Genomic DNA, 19978 nt, shown 5'->3' with positions numbered 1-19978 from the left:
CAGAATGGATATGTAGAGCGATTTAATAAAACCTTTAGAGAAGATTATAATGAATATCATCCGCATAAATCATTAGGCAGAAAAAGCCCTAATGAAGTTTTAAGAGAATTTACAAAGGGGCTAGCCCCTTTGTAATCTATTTTGTTTAATTTAGAATTGTCCGAAAAAGGGTAAGTCTTCATAAGTATCTCAAAAAAATGAAATATGAAAAAAACTTCAAAAAAAGTGAATTCAAAAAACTAAACAATAACATTCAAAAAATGAAAGATTGATGGGTTTAATCAAAAATGGTTTGATAAAGAGGTTAGAAAACGAATTATTGCATTGAGTACAATGTATCATAACGAATTGTCAAATAGCGCTAGATATATCTTATCATTAGATATTGATAAATGGCATTTAGAAGAAGATTAATTCTAATAATAAAACTATCTAAGTTTATATTTTTGTTTATCTCATTTTACTCTTAGATATTTTAGGCTGCTTAACTTTTAGACTTGTTCCTGCGGAGACAGGAATCTCTTAAACTACTTTGTTTTTTTTGGATTTTTAGACAAATTAGAAATGCTTCGCCTTTATTTTTTTTACTTAAATTGTTTTCATTAATCATTTAATTCATGCGAAGAACATTATTTTTATTTTTTTTACTAACATCATGTTTTGCTTTCTCTCAAATTCAGCAATATTTTTTTGTAGATGATGTAGATTATGTAGAATACTTATATGTTGAAATATGTATAGGAGAAGATGGAAAAACTACTTCAGTTACTGAAATCCCTGAAAAATCCACCTACAAAAACAAAGAAAATATCAACTATATTATCGAATACAGAAAACAATTTGATTTTTATCCTGAAAGCAAATTTGTAAATCAATGTTTTGAATATAGCTTTAAACTAGTAAATTCGAAATACGAATCATTAAAAGCAACTCATATTAACTGTAAAGAAAAGTTTGAAAGAGGTAAATTCATCTACATATCTCCCGAAACTGCAAAGGATGTTAAAATAATAAGAAGGAAGAGAAAACAGATTGAAAAAGATAAAACTTCTAGATCTGTTTATAAGATTGAATGGACTTCTTCTTCATCCTACACACTTACACATATGAAATTAACAGAACCTGAATCTCAATATCTTATAGGTCAGAAAATGGAAGTGAAGATTTTAGATATTCTTGATGATGGAAGTTATTTTTACTACGCCAATCTATCTGATAGAACTTATGGCTTTGGGATTATAAAAAAGAAATAATAAATTTTAATTAGGAAATATTCCATACAAAAATCTGGTTCACAAAGAAGTAGATTGCCGCGTCACTAGGCTTCTCGCAATGAACGTATCAAATATGTCTAAAATCTAGCAGCGAAGCAATCTTGGTTCTAACAGCGAGAGCGGTCTAAAAATCCAGAAGAAAAGCATATCTAAATTTAACCCATCTTTCATACAAAGTTATTTGTCAGCTTACCGCATTATTTTATCTTTGCGGACTATTCAATACTTATACGAATGAAAATATCATACAATTGGGTAAAGCAATTTATTCAACTTGATTGGGAAGCAGAAAAAACAGGTGATCTTTTAACGGATTTAGGGTTAGAAGTTGAAGGCATCGAAAAATACGAATCTGTACAAGGTGGATTGGAAGGCATCGTTATTGGACATGTCTTAACCTGTGTACAACATCCAAACGCAGATCGCTTAAAAGTAACTACCGTTGATTTAGGAAATGGAGAACCTGTACAAATTGTTTGTGGCGCACCAAATGTTGCTGCAGGACAAAAAGTACCCGTTGCCACAGTAGGAACCACTTTATATGATGCTGAAGGAAAAGGCTTTAAAATCAAGAAAGGGAAAATTCGTGGCGAAGTTTCTAACGGAATGATCTGTGCTGAAGATGAACTTGGCTTAGGAGAAAGTCATGATGGAATTATGATTTTAGATGAAGAACTCGTTCCTGGAACACCAGCAAGTGAAGTATTTGATATTGAAAATGATATGGTGTTTGAAATTGGATTGACGCCAAACAGAGCTGATGCGATGAGTCATCACGGAGTTGCTAGAGATCTAAAAGCTGGTTTATTGCAACAAGATACCAACTTAGAATTGATTACACCTTCTACAAGTAGTTTTAGAGTCGATAACAGAACTTTAAAAATCGATGTAGAGGTTGAAGATAAAACCTTAGCGCCTCGTTATTGTGGTGTGACAATCTCTAGAGTTCAAGTAAAACCTTCTCCTGAATGGTTGCAACATCGTTTGAAAGCGATAGGGTTGACTCCAAAAAACAATGTGGTTGATGTCACTAATTATGTCTTACACGAATTAGGACAACCATTACACGCCTTTGATGCGAATTTTATTTCTGGAAACAAAATCATTGTAAAAACATTAGAAGCTGGAACAAAATTCACAACTTTAGATGAAGTTGAACGTGAATTACATGAGGATGATTTAATGATTTGTGATGCTGAAAAACCGTTATGTATTGCAGGTGTTTTTGGTGGATTAAAATCTGGTGTTACTGAAAATACTACAAATGTTTTCTTAGAAAGTGCATATTTCAATCCTATTTCTGTGCGTAAAACAGCGAAACGTCACGCATTGAATACAGATGCTTCATTCCGTTTTGAGCGTGGAATTGATCCAAACATTACAAAATATGCATTAAAAAGAGCTGCACTATTGATTCAAGAATTGGCTGGTGGAGAAATTACAAGTGATGTTTCTGATAGTTACCCAACTAAAATTGAAGATTTTCAAGTACGTGTTTCTTTTGAAAACATCACCAAAATAATTGGAGAAGAATTACCGAGAGAAACAATCAAAAATATTTTATCATCATTAGAGATTAAAATTAACTCAGTAACAGATGCTGGATTAGGATTGACGATTCCTGCTTACAGAGTTGATGTACAACGTGAAGCTGATGTAATTGAAGAAATATTACGTGTGTATGGCTACAACAATATCAAATTTGATGAAAAGTGGCATACTTCTATTTCAAACACATCACGATTTGAAGATTATAAGTTGCAAAATGTAGTGGCAAATCAACTAGTATCTCAAGGATTCTATGAAATGATGTCAAACTCATTGACAAATGCTTCTTACATTGAACTTTCAGAACAGTTAAAAGCAGAACATAATGTTACGATGTTGAATCCGTTGAGTAACGATTTATCCGTAATGCGACAATCATTATTATTCTCTGGATTGGAATCAATTTCGCATAATATCAACCGAAAAAATGGTGATTTAAAATTATTCGAATTTGGAAAAACCTATCATGCATACAGTGAAGAAAACCGTGAAGAACATAAGCATTTGTCTATATTCATCACAGGAAACACGAATGCAGAAACTTGGACGCAAAACAAACCTGTTGTCACGAACTTTTTCTACGCTAAAGGAATTGTAATGACTATTTTATCGCGTTTGGGTATCAACTCACTAAAAGTTGCTCCCGTGAAGAACGATTTATTTTCGGAAGGAATTAGCTTGAGTTTAGGAAAAATTAAATTGGTTGACTTCGGGATTGTAAAACGTAAAGTTGCCAAATCTTTCGATATCAAACAACAAGTAATTTACGCTGACTTTAACTGGGACAATGTAATTCAGGTTGTAAAAAATAGAAAAATAAAATTCAAGGACATTCCTAAATTTCCTAAAGTTCGTAGAGATTTCGCTTTATTAATTGATGAAAAAACAACCTTTGCTGAAATTCATAATATTGCCAAACAAAGTGAACGCAATTTATTGAAAGAAGTAAACTTGTTTGATGTATATCAAGGTGATAATTTACCGCAAGGAAAGAAGAGTTATGCTGTAAGTTTTACACTTCAAGACGAACATAAAACCTTGACAGACAAACAAATTGACAAGATCATGAACAAGTTACAGCAAAGCTTTGAGAAACAATTAGGTGCTGAATTGAGATAACTTTTTACTGTACACTTCGACTCCGTTCACTGTACTCAAAATATAATATTTAAAACGCTTCTTGTCATTGTAGGAAGCGTTTTTTTAATTGAATTATTTTTGATTCGTCATTGAAAACGTAGTGAAGCAATCTTATTCCAAGAAAATACGATTTTTATTGGAAACAGACTAACGCGTCGTAAACTCCTCATAGTGACAAATCATAATTTACTTTTCTATATGAGTTATTTGATAATTCTTGGTGTTATTTTTGTGTTCAGATAGTCCATGAAATTACATTATATTTTACTATTTTTCAGCACTTTTGCTTTTGGTCAAATCAACACAGAAAAATTAGTAGATTACACTTGGTATAAAACTTCTAGCTCTGATAATCATATTATCTTTTCCTATATTAAAAGATATAAAAAAGGTAATTTTCAATTTAAACTCAACTGCAATCAATCATTTAGCTTACCACTTCCAAGACATACACGATGTGGGAACGAGAAAAGATAGATTGAAAAAGACATTTGGAGTATTGAGACTATTGGAGATGACACAATATTAATTTTAGATGGCGAGCAATACTACATTCGACATAAAATACTTTACGCAAATTCAGGCATTTTAAAACTACAAGCATACAGATAAGAATAAAGAATAAACTTACTTTTTTATACATATTTTTTTTGTACTTTTAAACCTCATGAAAAAAAGTAAGTTATGTTAGATAAAATTTCAAATCTTGACGGATTTAGTTTTATTAATAAAAAAGGACAACGAAACATTGTTGGAGGTTTGCCGCGCTTCTGCACAGATGATAAGCCTTGTGACTATCCTTATAAGTGTTATAGTGGAATTTGTAGACTTCCTTAAAATCACTATCTGAAAAAATATATTTTTATATTTTAAAGTTGAAGTCAATCCATCACTTTAACAAACTTCATACACACTATCCTTACTTGTTACAGTGAATTTTCTATAGATATATGTGTGCTTTTGTCAATATTTATTTGACACACCAATACTACATACATATCGAAATCTATAAAATGTAACTTATATTTCTTTTTTTTATCTTTTAACTACTTAATCTAAAGAAAGTTAAAAACCATAAATCTTTTAATAACAACAAAAAGAAATGTAAAATCATTACAGCTTTCCAAAAAGGCAGTTTCAAATTTAGGAGCTGAGGAATTAAAAGGTGAAACTAGTAGAACATCCAATTTATGTTCAGTATTTTGTACGTTACAATGTCCGCCTCCACCAGAAACACACACTTGTGACTATACAAACAATAGTTTCTATTTATTCCTGTAAACTAAGAAGTTAGAAACAAAAAAAGTCCCTTGAAACAATTTCAAGGGACTTTTTAATGATATAGTTTTTGTGAATTATACACCTACGCTGTACATTTTTTCACGTTGCTCTTTGATTTTTTTATCGTTCATATAATCATCAAACGTTAAATATCTGTCGATAACTCCTGTTGGCGTCAATTCAATGATTCTGTTGGCAACAGTTTGTGCAAACTCATGATCGTGCGTTGTAAATAACACTGTTCCTTTGAAGTTTTTTAAAGAGTTGTTGAATGCTGTAATACTTTCTAAGTCCAAGTGGTTTGTTGGTTCATCAAGCATTAAAACGTTTGCTCTCATCATCATCATGCGCGATAACATACAACGAACTTTTTCTCCTCCAGAAAGTACACGTGCTGTTTTTAACGCTTCTTCTCCACTGAAAATCATTTTTCCTAAGAATCCACGAACGTATACTTCTTCTCTTTCTTCTTCGGTTGTTGCCCATTGACGTAACCAATCAACCAATGTTAAGTCGTTGTCAAAATATTCTGAGTTATCAACTGGTAAATACGATTGCGATGTGGTAATTCCCCATTTGTACGTTCCTGCGTCAGCTTCAATTTTACCGTTAATAGCTTGATAGAAAGCAGTAGTAGCACGTGAGTTTTTAGATATAACCGCAACTTTATCTCCTTTTGCCAAGTTGATATCAATGTTTTGAAATAATATTTCGCCATCAACACTAGCTTTTAAGCCTTCTACATTTAAAATTTGATCTCCAGCTTCACGATCTCTATCAAATATAATTGCAGGATAACGACGGCTAGAAGGCTTGATATCTTCTACTTTCAATCGCTCTAACATTTTTTTACGAGAAGTCGCCTGCTTGGATTTTGCCACATTCGCACTAAATCGTTGAATGAATTCTTGCAATTCTTTTGCTTTCTCTTCTGCCTTTTTGTTTTGTTGCGCACGTTGTCTTGCCGCTAGCTGGCTACTTTCGTACCAAAATGTATAATTACCACTGTAGTGATTTATTTTTGCGAAATCAATATCTGAAATATGTGTACAAACTGCATCTAAAAAGTGTCTATCATGCGAAACCACAATAACACAATTGTCATAGTTTGCTAAGAAATTTTCTAACCAAGCAATTGTTTCAAAGTCTAAGTCGTTCGTAGGCTCATCCATAATCAACACATCAGGATTTCCAAAAAGTGCTTGTGCCAATAACACACGTACTTTTTGTTTACCATCCAATTCGTTCATCAACGAATAATGATTGGCTTCTGAAATTCCTAAGTTTGATAACAAAGCTGCTGCATCAGAGTCGGCATTCCATCCATTCATTTCTTCAAATTCAATTTGCAACTCTCCAACGCGTTCTCCATCTTTATCTGAAAAATCTACTTTTGCATAAATTTCATCCATCTCCTTTTTTATAGCAAACAAAGGTTTGTTCCCCATAATTACAGTTTCTAATACAGGAAGATCGTCATACGCAAAGTGATCTTGTTCTAAAACAGACATACGTTTGCCAGGCTCTAAATGTACGTGCCCAGAAGTAGGTTCCATCTTTCCAGATAATATTTTTAAAAAAGTGGATTTACCAGCGCCATTAGCTCCGATAACACCATAGCAATTTCCTGTTGTAAACGTTGTATTTACTTCATCAAATAAGATACGTTTACCAAATTGCACTGATAGATTAGATACAGATAACATTCTTTTCGTTTTTTAAACTTTTTTATATATTGCGCAAAAGTAAGAATTAGATTGAATATTACTAAGATTTACAACGAATTTTACTTAGGTTAGTCTTAACGTTTTAACAGATATTTTTAACAGCCTATTAACACCGTATTGCATTTGTGATGGTTAGTTTTGTTAAAATCGGAATGTGGAGACCAAATTGCTATGAAATATTTTACCCAATTATTACTCATATTAATTTGCTTTGGTTGTAGTGACTCGAAGAAAACAAGCGCAGAAGATGTCGTTTATTTTGGTGGAGAAATTATAAACCCAGGTGATGAATATGTGGTTCTTTATCACCAAGGCGAATTCGTAGATTCCTTAAAGCTAGATGATAACAACCGTTTTATGGCAAAATTGAAAAACCATAAAGACGGATTGTATAAATTTTATCACTATCCAGAATATCAATATATCTATTTAGAAAAAGGTGACAGTTTATTGTTGCGTTTGAATACTTTTAAATTTGATGAATCGCTAGTTTTTACTGGAAAAGGTGCTGAAAAAAACAATTTTTATGTTGAATTGTATTTGTTGAATGCCAGTCATGAACGTCCAATTTATCAATATACAAGATTAGATAGTGAACAATTTCTCAATAAAATAGATTCGCTTCAAGGTATTAAACTAGAAAAACAGCGTAAATTTTTGGCAGCGAATCCAAATATTTCCAAAGCTTTTAAAACATTTACGGATAAAGCAATTCAATATCGAAACTTTAGATATCGTGAAACCTATCAAAATAGCTTTTACAGACGTAAGAAAGAAGATTCTACTCTCAAAATTGCAGATAATTTTTACAAGTATAAGTCAAAGGTAGATATGAACGATTCTACGATGAGTTATTATCGTCCGTATGCACGATATATTATGCAATATATCAACAATTATTCGTACAGCGAATGCTTGCAGAAGTCTTGGAAAGGTAATAAACCTTTGAATACTTCTTTGACGTATAATAAAAATAAATTGAAACTTATTGACAGTTTAGTAACGTATCCGTATTTGCGAAACGAACTGCTTCGTTATACTGCGTATTCGTATTTTAGGAATAATACAGAAGATATTATAAAGAATAATGAGTTCTTTAAAATGTATCAAACTGTAGCAACCGATAGTAAATCAAAAGAAGAAATTACCAGTCTTCACAATGGAATTAAGAGTTTACAATCTGGGAATAATTTTTCAAATCAAATCTTTGTGTATGATGACAAACATGCACGCATTCCTGTAAATCGTTTGAATTCCAAACGTGGAAAAACGTTGTTTTACTTTTGGACTTCGTCTCAAAAACGCCATAAGTATTTGATTACTAAAAAAATCAAAGCACTTGACAAACAGTATCCTAATTTGAATATTGTAGGTATCAGCTTAGACGAAAATCATAAACGTTGGAAGAAAGAAGTAAAAGAATTTGAATTTCCAGAAAGTGGGCAATACCGTGTAGGCAAAAGAGAGAACGTACTTCGTGATTTTGCATTAATTAGCATCAATAAACTTATTATCACAGATCGCAGTGGTAATATTGTAGATGCTTTTGCTAATATATACGACACTAATTTAGAAGATCAATTAAAGTAATTGTACATTTCTCCATTATACTTTGATACACACATTTTTTATTTTTATTTGGTAGTATCATTTGCATGTCCAATTTAGGTTAGAGAACCTCAATCTTTGGATTTTAAGGATTCTTACTTGTGCATTATCTATAAAAAAAGGAATAGCTGCTACACTATTCCTAAATCTATGTATTTATTTTTCTGTAATTACTAACGCACTGTTACTTTAGTTTCTGCCTCAATAGCTGCAGATGATTGCCCAATGTATATATTAAATTTCCCAGCGTTTGTTTCCCATTTCTTTGTGTGTGGACTCCAATATGAAAAAGCGTCTTGTTCTAGATATAAATCTATCGACTTCTTCTCTCCTGCTTTTAACCATACTTTTTTAAAGGCTTTCAATTCTTTTACAGGACGTATAATCGTTGCTTTTTCTTCACCTACATAAAGCTGTATTGTTGTTGCTCCATTTACTTTTCCAGTATTTTCTACTTCAACCGTAACTTTTAGAGTTTCGCTTTTTGCAATTTCGTTAGAAGAAAGTTGTACATCGTCTAATTTGAATGTTGTAAAGGATAAACCATGACCAAATGGAAACAACGGCGTTATATTTTTAGTGTCGTACCAACGATAACCTACCAATACACCTTCTTTATATTCTACATCGTATAAAAGATCTTTTGCTTCATCAATACTTGTATCAAAACTCCAACGATTCAATTCTGATTCAGGAATACTTGTATCTAAGTATTTTTTATGATCACTTAAAAAAGAGGTTTCTTCTGATACATATCCGTATGCTGGAGAATCACTGAATTCTTTTTCTATGGTCATTGGTAATTTTCCACTTGGATTAGTAACTCCTGTCAATACTTCTGCAAGTGCTACATTCCCTATTTGCCCAGGATACCAATTGTATACAATTGCTTTGACATGATTCCAATCGTTCATTCGAATTCCTCCTCCAGAATTCACGATAACTATTGTATTGTTATTTAATGTTGAAGCTTTTTGAACCAATGCTTCTTGTTCAGTTGTCAGTGCAAATCTTCGGTCACAACCTTCCCAATCCCACGTCCCAACACTTACAATAACTACATCTGCACCTTTTAAATCTTCATCTGTTGCTTCAGATTTGTAAGTAAGATTTGGATATACTTTTTGTAAAGCATCTAACATCGTTACTTTATTATATCCTTTTACTTCACCAGATCCACCTCCATAAATGATTTCATCTATATAAATTCCTGTCAATAGTATCTTTTTGTCGCTATCTTTAGTAATTGGCAATACATTATTTTCATTTCGTAATAATACAATTCCCTCACGAGCCGTTTGTAATGCAACTTGTTCATGTTGATCAAATTTTTCAAAATAAGAATTGTCTTTAATTGGCGCATCCAAAAAATTCATCTGCGCAAGAGTTTTAATGATTCTAATACACATCAAGTCTATTTTCTCAATAGCTACTTCTCCATTTTCAACATAGGATTTTAAGTTTGTCATGGATTCTCCTCCTGGCATTTCTAAATCCTGACCAGAATTTATCAAAGCTTTACAATCATTAATACTCCACCAATCTGACATTACTAGATTCGAAAAACCGAGTTCGTCACGTAATAAATGATTGATTACAAAATCACTTTGTCCAGCCCATTCTCCATTAATTAAGTTGTAAGAAGTCATCACAGCCTGCGCTCCAGCATCTACGCCCGATTTAAATGCTGGCATATAAATTTCGTGTAATGCTCTCTCATCTACTACTGAGTTTGAAGCTCTACGCCTATAATCTGTATTATTTGCAATAAAATGTTTTAATGTTGCAATAACACCAGTATTTTGAACACCAACTACATATTGTTCAACTACACGTGCTGCTAAATATGGATCTTCTCCCATGTACTCAAAATTTCGTCCGTTTTGTGAATTTCTATACATATTCATTCCTGGACCTAGTAGTACTCCAATTCCTCCTGCTCTGCATTCCTCTCCAATACTCTTTGCATAATCGTGAGCTAAATTAGGGTTCCAAGTCGCTGTTAAACATAAAGTATTTGGGAATGCCACAGATTTTGGCAATGCGTAATCTGATAAATCTAACCCTAGAAAAGATTCACGAATGTGTACTCCTTGTGAAGCATCTGATAAATAAACTTTTGGAATTCCATATTTTTCATAACCTTTAATAAAAAAGCTATTATGTCCTTTTATCAAATCAAGTTTTTCATCAAGTGACATTAATACAACAATAGAATCTGCTTTCTTTTGTGCAACTTCTGTAGATATAGGTGTTTCAAATTTAGGCTTCTTGACTGGATTCATTATTCTATTTGTTTGAATATTCGTTTTTTCTGAGCAAGCAGTTATAAAAACAAACAGGCAAGCAGAAAGATATATTGTACAGAACTTATTCATGGTAAAAGGTTTAGGGTTTGGCTAAGAGTAAGTTAGTTGTATTATAGAGCAATTATAAGAAAAATCTATGGAGAAGAAATGTACGATTATGACTAAACTTAATCATAAATTGTCAAAAAATAAAGATCATAAAAAAAAGCGTCTTGGAAATGTCCATAACGCTTCTATATATTAGTGTTGAAAGTTTTCTTTAGTTTCCTTTTTTATAATCTGCCAAGAATTTTTCTAAACCGATATCCGTTAATGGATGCTTCAATAAGCCAACAATTGACTTTAATGGTCCTGTCATTACATCTGCACCAATCTTAGCACAGTCAATTACGTGCATCGTATGACATACAGAAGCTGCTAAAATTTCCGTTTCAAAAGCATAGTTATCATAAATCATTCTAATTTCTGCGATTAGGTTTAAACCATCTGTAGAAATATCATCTAAACGACCAATAAATGGCGATACATACGTTGCTCCTGCTTTTGCTGCTAACAAAGCTTGCCCTGCAGAAAACACTAAAGTTACATTCGTTTTGATTCCTTTATCCGAAAAATATTTACACGCTTTTACACCGTCAGCAATCATTGGTAATTTTACTACGATTTGAGGATTTAAAGCAGCCAAAGCTTCTCCTTCTCTTACCATACCTTCAAAATCTGTTGAAATTACTTCCGCAGAAACATGTCCGTCAACAATCTCACAAATAGCTTTGTAATGATTTAAGATATTTTCGGCACCAATAATACCTTCTTTTGCCATTAATGAAGGGTTTGTAGTTACACCATCTAAAATACCTAATGCTTGTGCTTCACGAATTTGATCTAAGTTAGCCGTGTCAATAAAAAATTTCATTTGTTATCTATTTTAATATTTGAAAGTTGTGTTTTCTGTTTTGTAGCGTTTTCAGTTTGAACGCAATTTGGGGTAAAATTACAACATTATCAGATGTGAAAAAGAAATTGTTTGAGAGAATAGTACGCGAGTTATTAACATTTAAATAAAAAATTACACTGTTTTCTCCTATCCTATAATAAATCAAAATAGACACAAATCAGTGCAATTGTATCAAAGAAACCGTGTACTGCAATTACAAACCATAAATCATATTTACGAAGGTAAAATATGGTTGCTAACAAAGCACCAATTACTCCCGTAACAATTTGTCCAGTAATTCCTTGATATGCATGTAAGAAGCCAAAAAAACAGGCAAATACAATGATATTTATGATGATACTAAGCTTACTTTCTCCAAAAAGCCTTGTAAATTGCCTCATAAAATAACCTCTAAAGACAATTTCTTCTCCAAATCCTGCTGTAACCCAAATATAAGGTAAGGCAATTAAGCACGCCGGAAGATTCCATTTAAACTCTTCAAAACCTGAATAATCAATTGGAACACCCATTATTTTTTCAACACCAGGAACTAAGATAAAAGTATAAAATAGGAAAAGTATGAGTGCTACTAAAAGTGCAAAAAGCACTATGTTTTTTGAGGTGAATTTTTCTCGTTGAAACCCTAAAGAAGAAAATAGTTTTCCTTTGTATTGGACATAACTTCCAAGTACAATAACTAAGGCTGCAACGATCATTGTAAAATAGCCTAATCGTAAAGGTCCATACCAAATAAAGCAGGCAGAAATAGTTGTAATAAAAGGGAAAAGTGGGTTTTTAAAAGTCTGTGTATTCATTGTTTTTCGATTTTAATTTCAAAGCGAAGTAATGAACTTTATCCCTGAAAAACCCTATAAATACTACTACTTTTACTGAATGGTAACAAATTTACTACTGAATAGTCGTTTGTTTTTTTAGGTTTTTTGTTCAAACCAATCCATGAATAATTTTCGCTTGTAACGACTAATCGTAATTTCTCCAATTTCTGTACTTTGGATTGATGATTTTAATCGAACACGTAGCTTTCCGTTCTCAATTTTTTCAATTTGATCTATGGAATTTAGATGCACAATAAGTTGTCGATTTGCTCTAAAAAATAATTGATCATTTACTTTTTCTTCTAAAGCATTTAGTGTAAAATCTGTCGCAATGGTTTTACCATCATTTTGCACGGCATATACAATTTTGTTTGCACTAAAAAAGCATGCAATATTTTCATAGGTGAGCAATGTTGTTTTGGCGCCATGTTCTATAGCTATTTCGCCATCTTTGATAGACAATTTGTACAAATCGTAAATATCATAGGCATAATATACACTAACTCCAATTGCACTTATTAATAATGTAAGTAGTAAGCCTGTTAAGAAATAATAGAAAACAAGATCTCCACCAGTCAATAGTGTTAATATTATATATGTAGGAATGTAAACTAAAATGATATATCCTAAAGTAGATATTAAAAAACGTGCAATTGTAGCGACTTCTATCTTTTTGGAAGAGTATTTTTTCTTGTGAAATTTAAAATTAAAATGAGCTATCAATCCTATGATAGCTCCTAAACCAATGGATGATAAAAAACCTTCCATAGGGAAAGTATACTCATCATTTCCAGGGAAACTTTCGCGGGTTATTAAATGATTTACAACTAAAGAAAATAGAATCAGTATACTCACTTTTTGTAGCCCGCGCCACGAAATTTTTCGTATTGAATTATGAATCAATGTACTAACTACATTTTTGTCGTTTTGTGTTGTACTCATAAATGAGAAGTCCCTTTTTCATTGGCTTCTAAAGTAAAAAATAATTTTATGTATGATATTTTATAAAGAAGAATTTCAACTCACTTGACTAATTTCACCAAGATTTAGTTTCACAAAAAAAGCCTGCATAACGCAGGCTTTCCCAATACAAATTTCAAAGTATGCTACTGTTTTTATGATAGTAAAGACAGTAGTATGATGTAATTGTTATACACAATGATTCTTTGTTATATCAAAGTACGCGAAAACTTGTGAGAATTTTACCAAAACATGTATAGATGTCACGTTCTAGTGTAGTAATGGTAACTTACGATGTTTACATTAATTTGGAAGCTTCAACAAGGAAGCTGGAAACTTTTTCTCTACATCTTCGGTTAGATATACATTGTGTTCAGATTTTTCAACAAGTATTTCTAAAAAACGTCTAAATTCGTCAGGCTTGTATTCTTTAAATGGTAATCTAACATCTGATTTTTTGATAAAACCTAATTCTAATTCTCCAGTAAAAGAAGGTATTCCAATATAATTAAGCTTTTTTAAATCACGCTTTTCTGGCCAGCGATTATTGAATACCAATACATCTTTATCTATATGAATTGTTACAGGTTTTCTAAATTTATAAAGTATATATACTATAATATCAATGCTTACGAATGTAATCACAAAGAATAAAAGACCATACTGAAAACTATCCATATTACTCCTATAATTATCTTCAAAAAAAACAGAAGTCATAAACGGAATCATTCCAAGATACTTCATAAGTCCAATAGTTTTTTTATGGCTCTTCATTTGAAAACCTCCACTAAAATGCTGTTTCAAAACAGTGAATTCCCAAATTAGGAATAACACAAACAATAATATAGTAAGTCCAATATAACTCCAAAGTGGTAATTCAAAGAACATTCCGGATAATATGGAAATAGTAATAATTAATATTGCAATGAAGTATTTCATACATAAAGGTTTATAGAAAATATGTATTGAAAAAATAGGGAACGTTACATTATAGTTTGAGCATATTTTTACACCTATAAGTTTCGTTTTTTATATTGAAAGATGCGTTGTGAAGAGTCCGTAGTTGTTTTTAAAAGCAGCCTATCCTCCGTAACTTTTAAGATCCCATATTTATATTTTCCGATAGTAAGTACTGAATCTTTAATTGTATACTTCGCATACATTATAAAATCTCCTATTTCAAAACCTATAAAATTATCAGCTTGAAAAGAAAGGATGACATCTTTTTTTATGAATGGATCGTCGAGGTTTTTAACTTCTATATTTTTAGATACTTCTTGTCCATTCTTTTGCATAATTTCAGATGCTTGGACAAATTGCCACTTCCCAAGAATCTCTTTCTCTACACTAGTTTGTATAGCTATTGAAGAAATGATGAAAAACAGAAAGGATATAATATGAATGCGCATGCCTGCAATGTATGAAATTAATTTCCAATCGTACGAATAATGAATGCTTCATAAGTTTCACCTCCCGTAGTATCCAAATTTATTTGTGGTGCATTATACATTCCCTCAACTCCTTCTTTTTCAGCTTGTTGCTGAATTGTTTTTACATGTAATGGATGATGGAAAACTTCGCTCATATTGGTTGGAACAGCACCTGAAAACTGATCTGTTTGCAAATAAAATGCTGGATCATCTTTTGATAACATTCTTAACATATCGGTTTGTTGAAGGTATAGTTTTGTGGCTTCTGAAGCTAAATCAGCTTTATTTTGAATGCCATAATACAATAATATACGATACTCTTTTATCAATTCTTCCAAAGATTCAGCCGTAAATCCTTCTTTTTGAAAGTATGAAAATACGGTTTTATGCCACTCAGCGATGTCATAATTGGCTTGTGTAGAAATTCCAACTAATCCTTGTATTCGCGTAGATTCTCTTTCTATTAAATCTTTTGAAGTTTCAATAGCTCTATCGTCTCCAAAGCCTATCCACATAGCTGCTGCAGATCCTGCTGAACTTCCATATAGCATTACCTTTTTTTTGTTAAAATGTAAGCTGTCTGCATAAAAACGCATGTGTTGTAATGCGCGTTTTACATCATGTAAACTATTCAGAATTCCTTTATCTTCAAGCGGATCAACAAATCTGTAATTGATTGTTGCAACTGCTATATTTTTTTCGAGTAATCTATTGATGAATCCTCGATAGCTATACGAATCGTAATATTTAGATTTATCTCCGTTGACAAATCCGCCACCATGAACCATTATTAATAAGGAAGAAGGTTCTTTTTGATTCGGTTTAAAAAAGTCATACCCATTGCGTGCGTCATCACCATATACAATATTTGCGTGAAAACTAGTAGTATGTAACGAGGTCGAAAATGGTAATGTTGTAGCTTGCAAACCGTTTTTTAGATGTTGCGGAGGAATCGAATTGATGTCTGGAGAACAAGATACTTGCACCAAAAATACAACCAGCAACAACGTGCGGAATAGTATTGGAAATATTTTTTTTGCAAGCATCGTAAGCATTTATACGTTTAATTGTACATGTTCTGTAAAATAGTTTATAAACCAATGCATATCATCTAGTAAATATTGCTCAGTTTCTGCCTCAAGTCCTAATAATGCATGTTTTTGTTCTGTTGTGTCAACTGAAAAAAGTGTACCGTAATAGACTTCTTCTTCTGCCTTTTTTATAGAATATTCAAACTTTTCAATCGTATTGGCATCAAAACGGTGTGAATGTTCTTTCGTCTTGATGATAATTTCCTTGTAACCTAAGATTTTTATCGCTTTATTTTGTTTTTGTTTGATACGCATACGGACAAAACTTCCAACTGCCACAGAAAATAAAAATAAAACTCCTAAGTATACTTTGGTGGTATATAATTGGCGTGTTTCTTCATCACTAAAAATTAAAAACAATAAAATACTTGTGCCTAAAAAGAGTGGAAAAAATATCAACGCTATTAAAACGGTATAATCTCTTTTAGCTTGGGCAATAATTAGCTTTCCATTTTGTTTTGAAAATGAAATTTTTAATCGTTTTAATTTTGATTCTAGTAAAAAAGTATTTGAATTTTGCTGCATATAATTAAAGTTTGTAACACAATACTATCTTTACATATACAACTGTAAGTGTTACAGCTTATAATGGTTCATCAACATTTTCTCATATACTTTATCTGGCAACGCACGTTTCAATACAATAGAGAACTTCTGCATAAATGCACCAACTTTGTAGTGAATTTTAGGCTTTTTAGTTTCAATAATTTTTAAAACCGCTTCTGCCATTATTTTTGGGTCCGAACCACCATCAACATGTGCGTCCATTTCTTTGAGCATATTTCCATAAACCTCTTTGTATGGTGAATTTTCATAAACTGGTGTATGATAACGTCCAGCAGCAATATTGGTTGCAAAATCTCCAGGTGCAACATTCGCGATTTCAATTCCAAACATTTTCACTTCCATTCGCATGGCTTCTGTCACTAGTTCTAAAGCACCTTTGGTTGCTGAATAAATTCCTCTGTAGGGCAATCCCATATATCCAGCAATGGAAGTCACGTTTACAATATGACCTCTTTTTTGTTTGCGCATTTGTGGCAATACTGCTTTCATAACAGCAATTGGCCCGTACAAATTGGTTTGAAAAGCTTTGTGGATTTCTTCGTCTGGTGTTTCTTCAATCGGACCCGTAATTCCAACACCTGCATTATTAATCAATACATCCAAACGTCCTTCAGCTTCAATAATTGTAGAAACCGCTTTTTGAATCGTTTCTGTATCACGCACATCCAAGGCGATTAATTTAAAAGCTGTAAAATCTTTAAACTTAGCTGGATTCCTGCTAGTTCCATATACAGTATGACCTTTCTCTGCTAATAAGATTCCAATAGATTTTCCTATTCCTGATGAACCACCAGTAATCAATACAACTTTTGACATTCGTTTTGGTTTTGGTTAATTTTTTACAAATATGCTTAAAAAAAAGGAGAAATAAAGACTTGACTTGATAATAGAGAGGTAATATACAGAAGCTCGTCTCATTACTCAAATTTGAACTTCTTATGAATAGTCTATGGAATTAATTTATGATCTTTGACTTTAGCGCATAAAAAAAGGCAAGCTACCTACATCACACCGCTACGACCGTTTACCTTTGCTGCGTTCCCGCCCTGGAGGATTCAACAGGAGCTGGTTGTGTAGGACTTGCCGCTGCAAAGATAAAATGTTTTTACATTTAAGCAATGATTTTTTAAACTGATTTTAATACTTTAGCTCAATAAAAATAATGCAGTCTAATGAAGTTTTATAAGCTATTCATAATCACATTTTTAAGTTTGACTATTTTTTCTTGCGGAAGCGAAAAAAAACCAACACCTTCTAAATTTTCTTTAAAAATTGATGGTAAAAAGGACAAATTCCAATTAAATGCTGCTTTAAAAGCAACGTTAATTAATGTAAATAATGGTCCTGTTGAATCCGTTGAGTATACTTTGAACGATCAAAAATTGGAAAATTCGAGTTCAGATCCTTCTGTTTTAGAAACGTCAGTTCCTACAGACATGTTATTAGGAAAGCAATTATTAAAAGCTACAGTTACGTATGGCGGCGGAAAAATTGCTCCAGTAGTAAAGAATATTACCGTTTTATCGAATAGCAAGCCTAAAATTTATACTTATAAAATTGTCAACACGTATCCACACGATACTGGAGCATATACACAAGGGTTAGAATTTTTTAGAGATACTTTGTTTGAAAGCACTGGACAACGTGGTCAGTCTTCTTTACGTAAAGTGAATTATACAACTGGTGAAGTGTATCAAAAAGTTGATTTAGATCGTCGCTATTTTGGTGAAGGTATTACTGTTTTGAACGATACTTTATATATGCTTACTTGGCAAGCGAATACAGGTTTTGTGTTTAATCCTGATAATTTAAAGCAAATCCGAACTTTTTCATATCAAAAAAGCAGACAAGGTTGGGGATTATGTACCGATGGAGAAAAGTTCTATAAAAGTGATGGTACAGAGAAAATCTGGATTTTAAACCCGAAAACATTACGAGAAGAATACGCTATTCAAGTATGTGATAATAAGCGTACCTATGTAAAATCTAACGAATTGGAATACATCAACGGGAAGATTTATGCAAACAGCTATCAAAACCCAAGTATAATGATCATTAATCCTAAGAATGGTGCTTTGGAAGGAATTGTTGATTTTAGAGGTTTAAAAGAAAAAACAACAGTGTTACCAACTACAGATGTATTTAATGGGATTGCGTATAATTCAAAAACAAAAACTTACTTTGTTACTGGTAAATACTGGGATAAAATGTTTGAGGTTGAGATTATGGAGAAGTAGCACTTCGACTCCGCTTAGTGTAATGCTTTTCAGTTTATATTTATAATTTCTCAACCACGACATTCCAAGCAATTTCATAGGTTTTGTTTGGAGCTAAAGTTTGTAAACCAATGCCATTGTTAAAACTATTGGAAAGTCCAACAGTAGGTTCTATGGCAATGATACTTTTATCTTTTGGTGTGTAAAATTGTACATAATTCTTTTTGGCGTTGCCTGTAATTTTTAGCTTATACGTTGGTGTTTTGAATCCAATCGTATCATCAAGCATTTTATATGCCGTATCAAACGGATGATTTTTTAATTGAAAAGGCATGCGCAGCTCATGTGGTTTTGTACCATTAGTGAGACTTCGATCGTCGGTTGTGGTATATTCTTCTTCACCATTAAAATCGATCGTGCTTTCATATAAGTTTTCTGAATTAAAGTACGGATGCCAACCAATGGTAAACGGAAATGTTTTTGTACCTGTATTGACAACTTTCATTTTTACATTTAACTCTGTTTCTGCAAATGTATAGGTTATATAAAAATCAAATGGAAAAGGAAATCCTTGTGAAGTCCCATCATGTTGATAGCGAAGTGTTATGATGGTAGCACTTGAAAAGATTTTTTGTTCATATACTTCAAACGTTCTTGTATATAACAATCCATGAATAGCATTATTTTTTTCGGGTTCATTACATGGAATTTGATAGGTTTCGCCTTCAAAGGTATAGGTTCCGTCTTCAATTCTGTTGGCAAAGGGAAATAAAATTGCCGATGCGGAAGAATGATTGTATGGGAAATTCTCATATTCAGAAATGATAGTTCGATCGTTTAATCTAAGATCAAACAAGCGTGCACCTTCATCCAAGTTAATAGAAGCAGATGCTTTCATATGATCGCTTAAAATTTCTATGATGTTATTTTTTTCTTGTATTTGAAACACGCTGTGAAACTTTTATAAATTTGTGATCGAAAATACTGCGAAACTTCAAGTTTTACGAATACAATAATGACTTTTTTTGCGCCATTTTATTTTCCAAAAAATGATTTG

Annotated in this window: 15 protein-coding genes and 1 other RNA gene; 4 read left to right on the top strand and 12 right to left on the bottom strand. The window is 32.1% G+C overall.

Annotated elements, in window-relative coordinates:
- Window positions 1-617 precede the first annotated feature (617 nt).
- On the top strand, window positions 618-1253 hold the full coding sequence (locus MK119_RS19610) for a hypothetical protein (RefSeq protein WP_290682520.1): 636 nt from the start codon (window positions 618-620) through the stop codon (window positions 1251-1253).
- 255 nt (window positions 1254-1508) lie between these two features.
- Window positions 1509-3941: a phenylalanine--tRNA ligase subunit beta gene (pheT, locus tag MK119_RS19605; RefSeq protein WP_290682517.1), complete on the top strand. Its 2433-nt coding sequence runs from the start codon at window positions 1509-1511 to the stop codon at window positions 3939-3941.
- Between the two features lie 1376 nt (window positions 3942-5317).
- Here the strand turns inward: pheT and MK119_RS19600 are convergent.
- Window positions 5318-6949, bottom strand: coding sequence for an ATP-binding cassette domain-containing protein (locus MK119_RS19600; protein ID WP_290682514.1), 1632 nt, complete (start codon window positions 6947-6949; stop codon window positions 5318-5320).
- A gap of 192 nt (window positions 6950-7141) precedes the next feature.
- On the opposite strand from MK119_RS19600, the gene MK119_RS19595 reads away from it, so the two are divergent.
- Window positions 7142-8560, top strand: a complete 1419-nt coding sequence (locus MK119_RS19595; RefSeq protein ID WP_290682511.1) for a thioredoxin-like domain-containing protein — start codon at window positions 7142-7144, stop codon at window positions 8558-8560.
- A 191-nt stretch (window positions 8561-8751) separates the two neighbouring features.
- Here MK119_RS19595 and MK119_RS19590 read toward each other — a convergent pair whose 3' ends face one another.
- The 10 genes from MK119_RS19590 to ffs all read right to left on the bottom strand — a co-directional run bounded on the left by MK119_RS19590 (window position 8752) and on the right by ffs (window position 17791).
- Window positions 8752-10863, bottom strand: coding sequence for a glycoside hydrolase family 3 C-terminal domain-containing protein (locus MK119_RS19590; RefSeq protein ID WP_290682508.1), 2112 nt, complete (start codon window positions 10861-10863; stop codon window positions 8752-8754).
- A 283-nt stretch (window positions 10864-11146) separates the two neighbouring features.
- Window positions 11147-11800 (bottom strand): fructose-6-phosphate aldolase, encoded by a 654-nt coding sequence (gene fsa / locus MK119_RS19585; protein WP_290682505.1) that lies wholly within the window; start codon window positions 11798-11800, stop codon window positions 11147-11149.
- A 173-nt stretch (window positions 11801-11973) separates the two neighbouring features.
- Window positions 11974-12636 carry a type II CAAX endopeptidase family protein gene (locus tag MK119_RS19580; RefSeq protein WP_290682502.1) on the bottom strand — a complete coding sequence of 221 codons (663 nt, stop codon included), beginning with the start codon at window positions 12634-12636 and terminating at the stop codon, window positions 11974-11976.
- A 117-nt stretch (window positions 12637-12753) separates the two neighbouring features.
- Window positions 12754-13599 (bottom strand): LytTR family DNA-binding domain-containing protein, encoded by an 846-nt coding sequence (locus MK119_RS19575; RefSeq protein ID WP_290682499.1) that lies wholly within the window; start codon window positions 13597-13599, stop codon window positions 12754-12756.
- A gap of 321 nt (window positions 13600-13920) precedes the next feature.
- Entirely contained in the window at window positions 13921-14556 is a 636-nt protein-coding gene (locus MK119_RS19570; protein WP_290682496.1) for a hypothetical protein, read from the bottom strand.
- Between the two features lie 74 nt (window positions 14557-14630).
- Window positions 14631-15026, bottom strand: a complete 396-nt coding sequence (locus MK119_RS19565) for a hypothetical protein (RefSeq protein ID WP_290682493.1) — start codon at window positions 15024-15026, stop codon at window positions 14631-14633.
- Between the two features lie 17 nt (window positions 15027-15043).
- On the bottom strand, window positions 15044-16093 hold the full coding sequence (locus MK119_RS19560) for an alpha/beta hydrolase (RefSeq protein ID WP_290682490.1): 1050 nt from the start codon (window positions 16091-16093) through the stop codon (window positions 15044-15046).
- A 9-nt stretch (window positions 16094-16102) separates the two neighbouring features.
- Window positions 16103-16663 (bottom strand): hypothetical protein, encoded by a 561-nt coding sequence (locus tag MK119_RS19555; RefSeq protein ID WP_290682487.1) that lies wholly within the window; start codon window positions 16661-16663, stop codon window positions 16103-16105.
- 51 nt (window positions 16664-16714) lie between these two features.
- Entirely contained in the window at window positions 16715-17521 is an 807-nt protein-coding gene (locus MK119_RS19550) for an SDR family oxidoreductase (RefSeq protein WP_290682484.1), read from the bottom strand.
- Window positions 17522-17692: 171 nt separating this feature from the next.
- Window positions 17693-17791, bottom strand: an RNA gene (gene ffs / locus MK119_RS19545) — signal recognition particle sRNA small type.
- Window positions 17792-17877: 86 nt separating this feature from the next.
- On the opposite strand from ffs, the gene MK119_RS19540 reads away from it, so the two are divergent.
- Window positions 17878-18942 (top strand): glutaminyl-peptide cyclotransferase, encoded by a 1065-nt coding sequence (locus MK119_RS19540; protein ID WP_290682482.1) that lies wholly within the window; start codon window positions 17878-17880, stop codon window positions 18940-18942.
- Between the two features lie 40 nt (window positions 18943-18982).
- On the opposite strand, the gene MK119_RS19535 is transcribed toward MK119_RS19540, so the two are convergent.
- Complete coding sequence (locus MK119_RS19535) at window positions 18983-19870, bottom strand: aldose 1-epimerase (protein WP_290682480.1); 888 nt, start codon at window positions 19868-19870, stop codon at window positions 18983-18985.
- Window positions 19871-19978: the final 108 nt, after the last annotated feature.

Origin of the sequence: Kordia sp., assembly GCF_022447245.1 — a bacterium.
In the GTDB taxonomy this organism is placed as follows: Bacteria; Bacteroidota; Bacteroidia; order Flavobacteriales; family Flavobacteriaceae; genus Kordia.
Note: the sequence above shows the minus strand (reverse complement) of the source record. Positions and strands in the feature narration are given on the sequence as shown.

Coding starts and splice junctions, on each gene's coding strand:
- MK119_RS19590 (WP_290682508.1), bottom strand. CDS start 10,863: ATGAATCCAGTCAAGAAGCCTAAATTTGAAACACCTATATCTACAGAA.
- fsa (WP_290682505.1), bottom strand. CDS start 11,800: ATGAAATTTTTTATTGACACGGCTAACTTAGATCAAATTCGTGAAGCA.
- MK119_RS19580 (WP_290682502.1), bottom strand. CDS start 12,636: ATGAATACACAGACTTTTAAAAACCCACTTTTCCCTTTTATTACAACT.
- MK119_RS19565 (WP_290682493.1), bottom strand. CDS start 15,026: ATGCGCATTCATATTATATCCTTTCTGTTTTTCATCATTTCTTCAATA.
- MK119_RS19570 (WP_290682496.1), bottom strand. CDS start 14,556: ATGAAATACTTCATTGCAATATTAATTATTACTATTTCCATATTATCC.
- MK119_RS19610 (WP_290682520.1), top strand. CDS start 618: ATGCGAAGAACATTATTTTTATTTTTTTTACTAACATCATGTTTTGCT.
- MK119_RS19600 (WP_290682514.1), bottom strand. CDS start 6,949: ATGTTATCTGTATCTAATCTATCAGTGCAATTTGGTAAACGTATCTTA.
- pheT (WP_290682517.1), top strand. CDS start 1,509: ATGAAAATATCATACAATTGGGTAAAGCAATTTATTCAACTTGATTGG.
- MK119_RS19575 (WP_290682499.1), bottom strand. CDS start 13,599: ATGAGTACAACACAAAACGACAAAAATGTAGTTAGTACATTGATTCAT.
- MK119_RS19595 (WP_290682511.1), top strand. CDS start 7,142: ATGAAATATTTTACCCAATTATTACTCATATTAATTTGCTTTGGTTGT.
- MK119_RS19555 (WP_290682487.1), bottom strand. CDS start 16,663: ATGCAGCAAAATTCAAATACTTTTTTACTAGAATCAAAATTAAAACGA.
- MK119_RS19540 (WP_290682482.1), top strand. CDS start 17,878: ATGAAGTTTTATAAGCTATTCATAATCACATTTTTAAGTTTGACTATT.
- MK119_RS19550 (WP_290682484.1), bottom strand. CDS start 17,521: ATGTCAAAAGTTGTATTGATTACTGGTGGTTCATCAGGAATAGGAAAA.
- MK119_RS19560 (WP_290682490.1), bottom strand. CDS start 16,093: ATGCTTGCAAAAAAAATATTTCCAATACTATTCCGCACGTTGTTGCTG.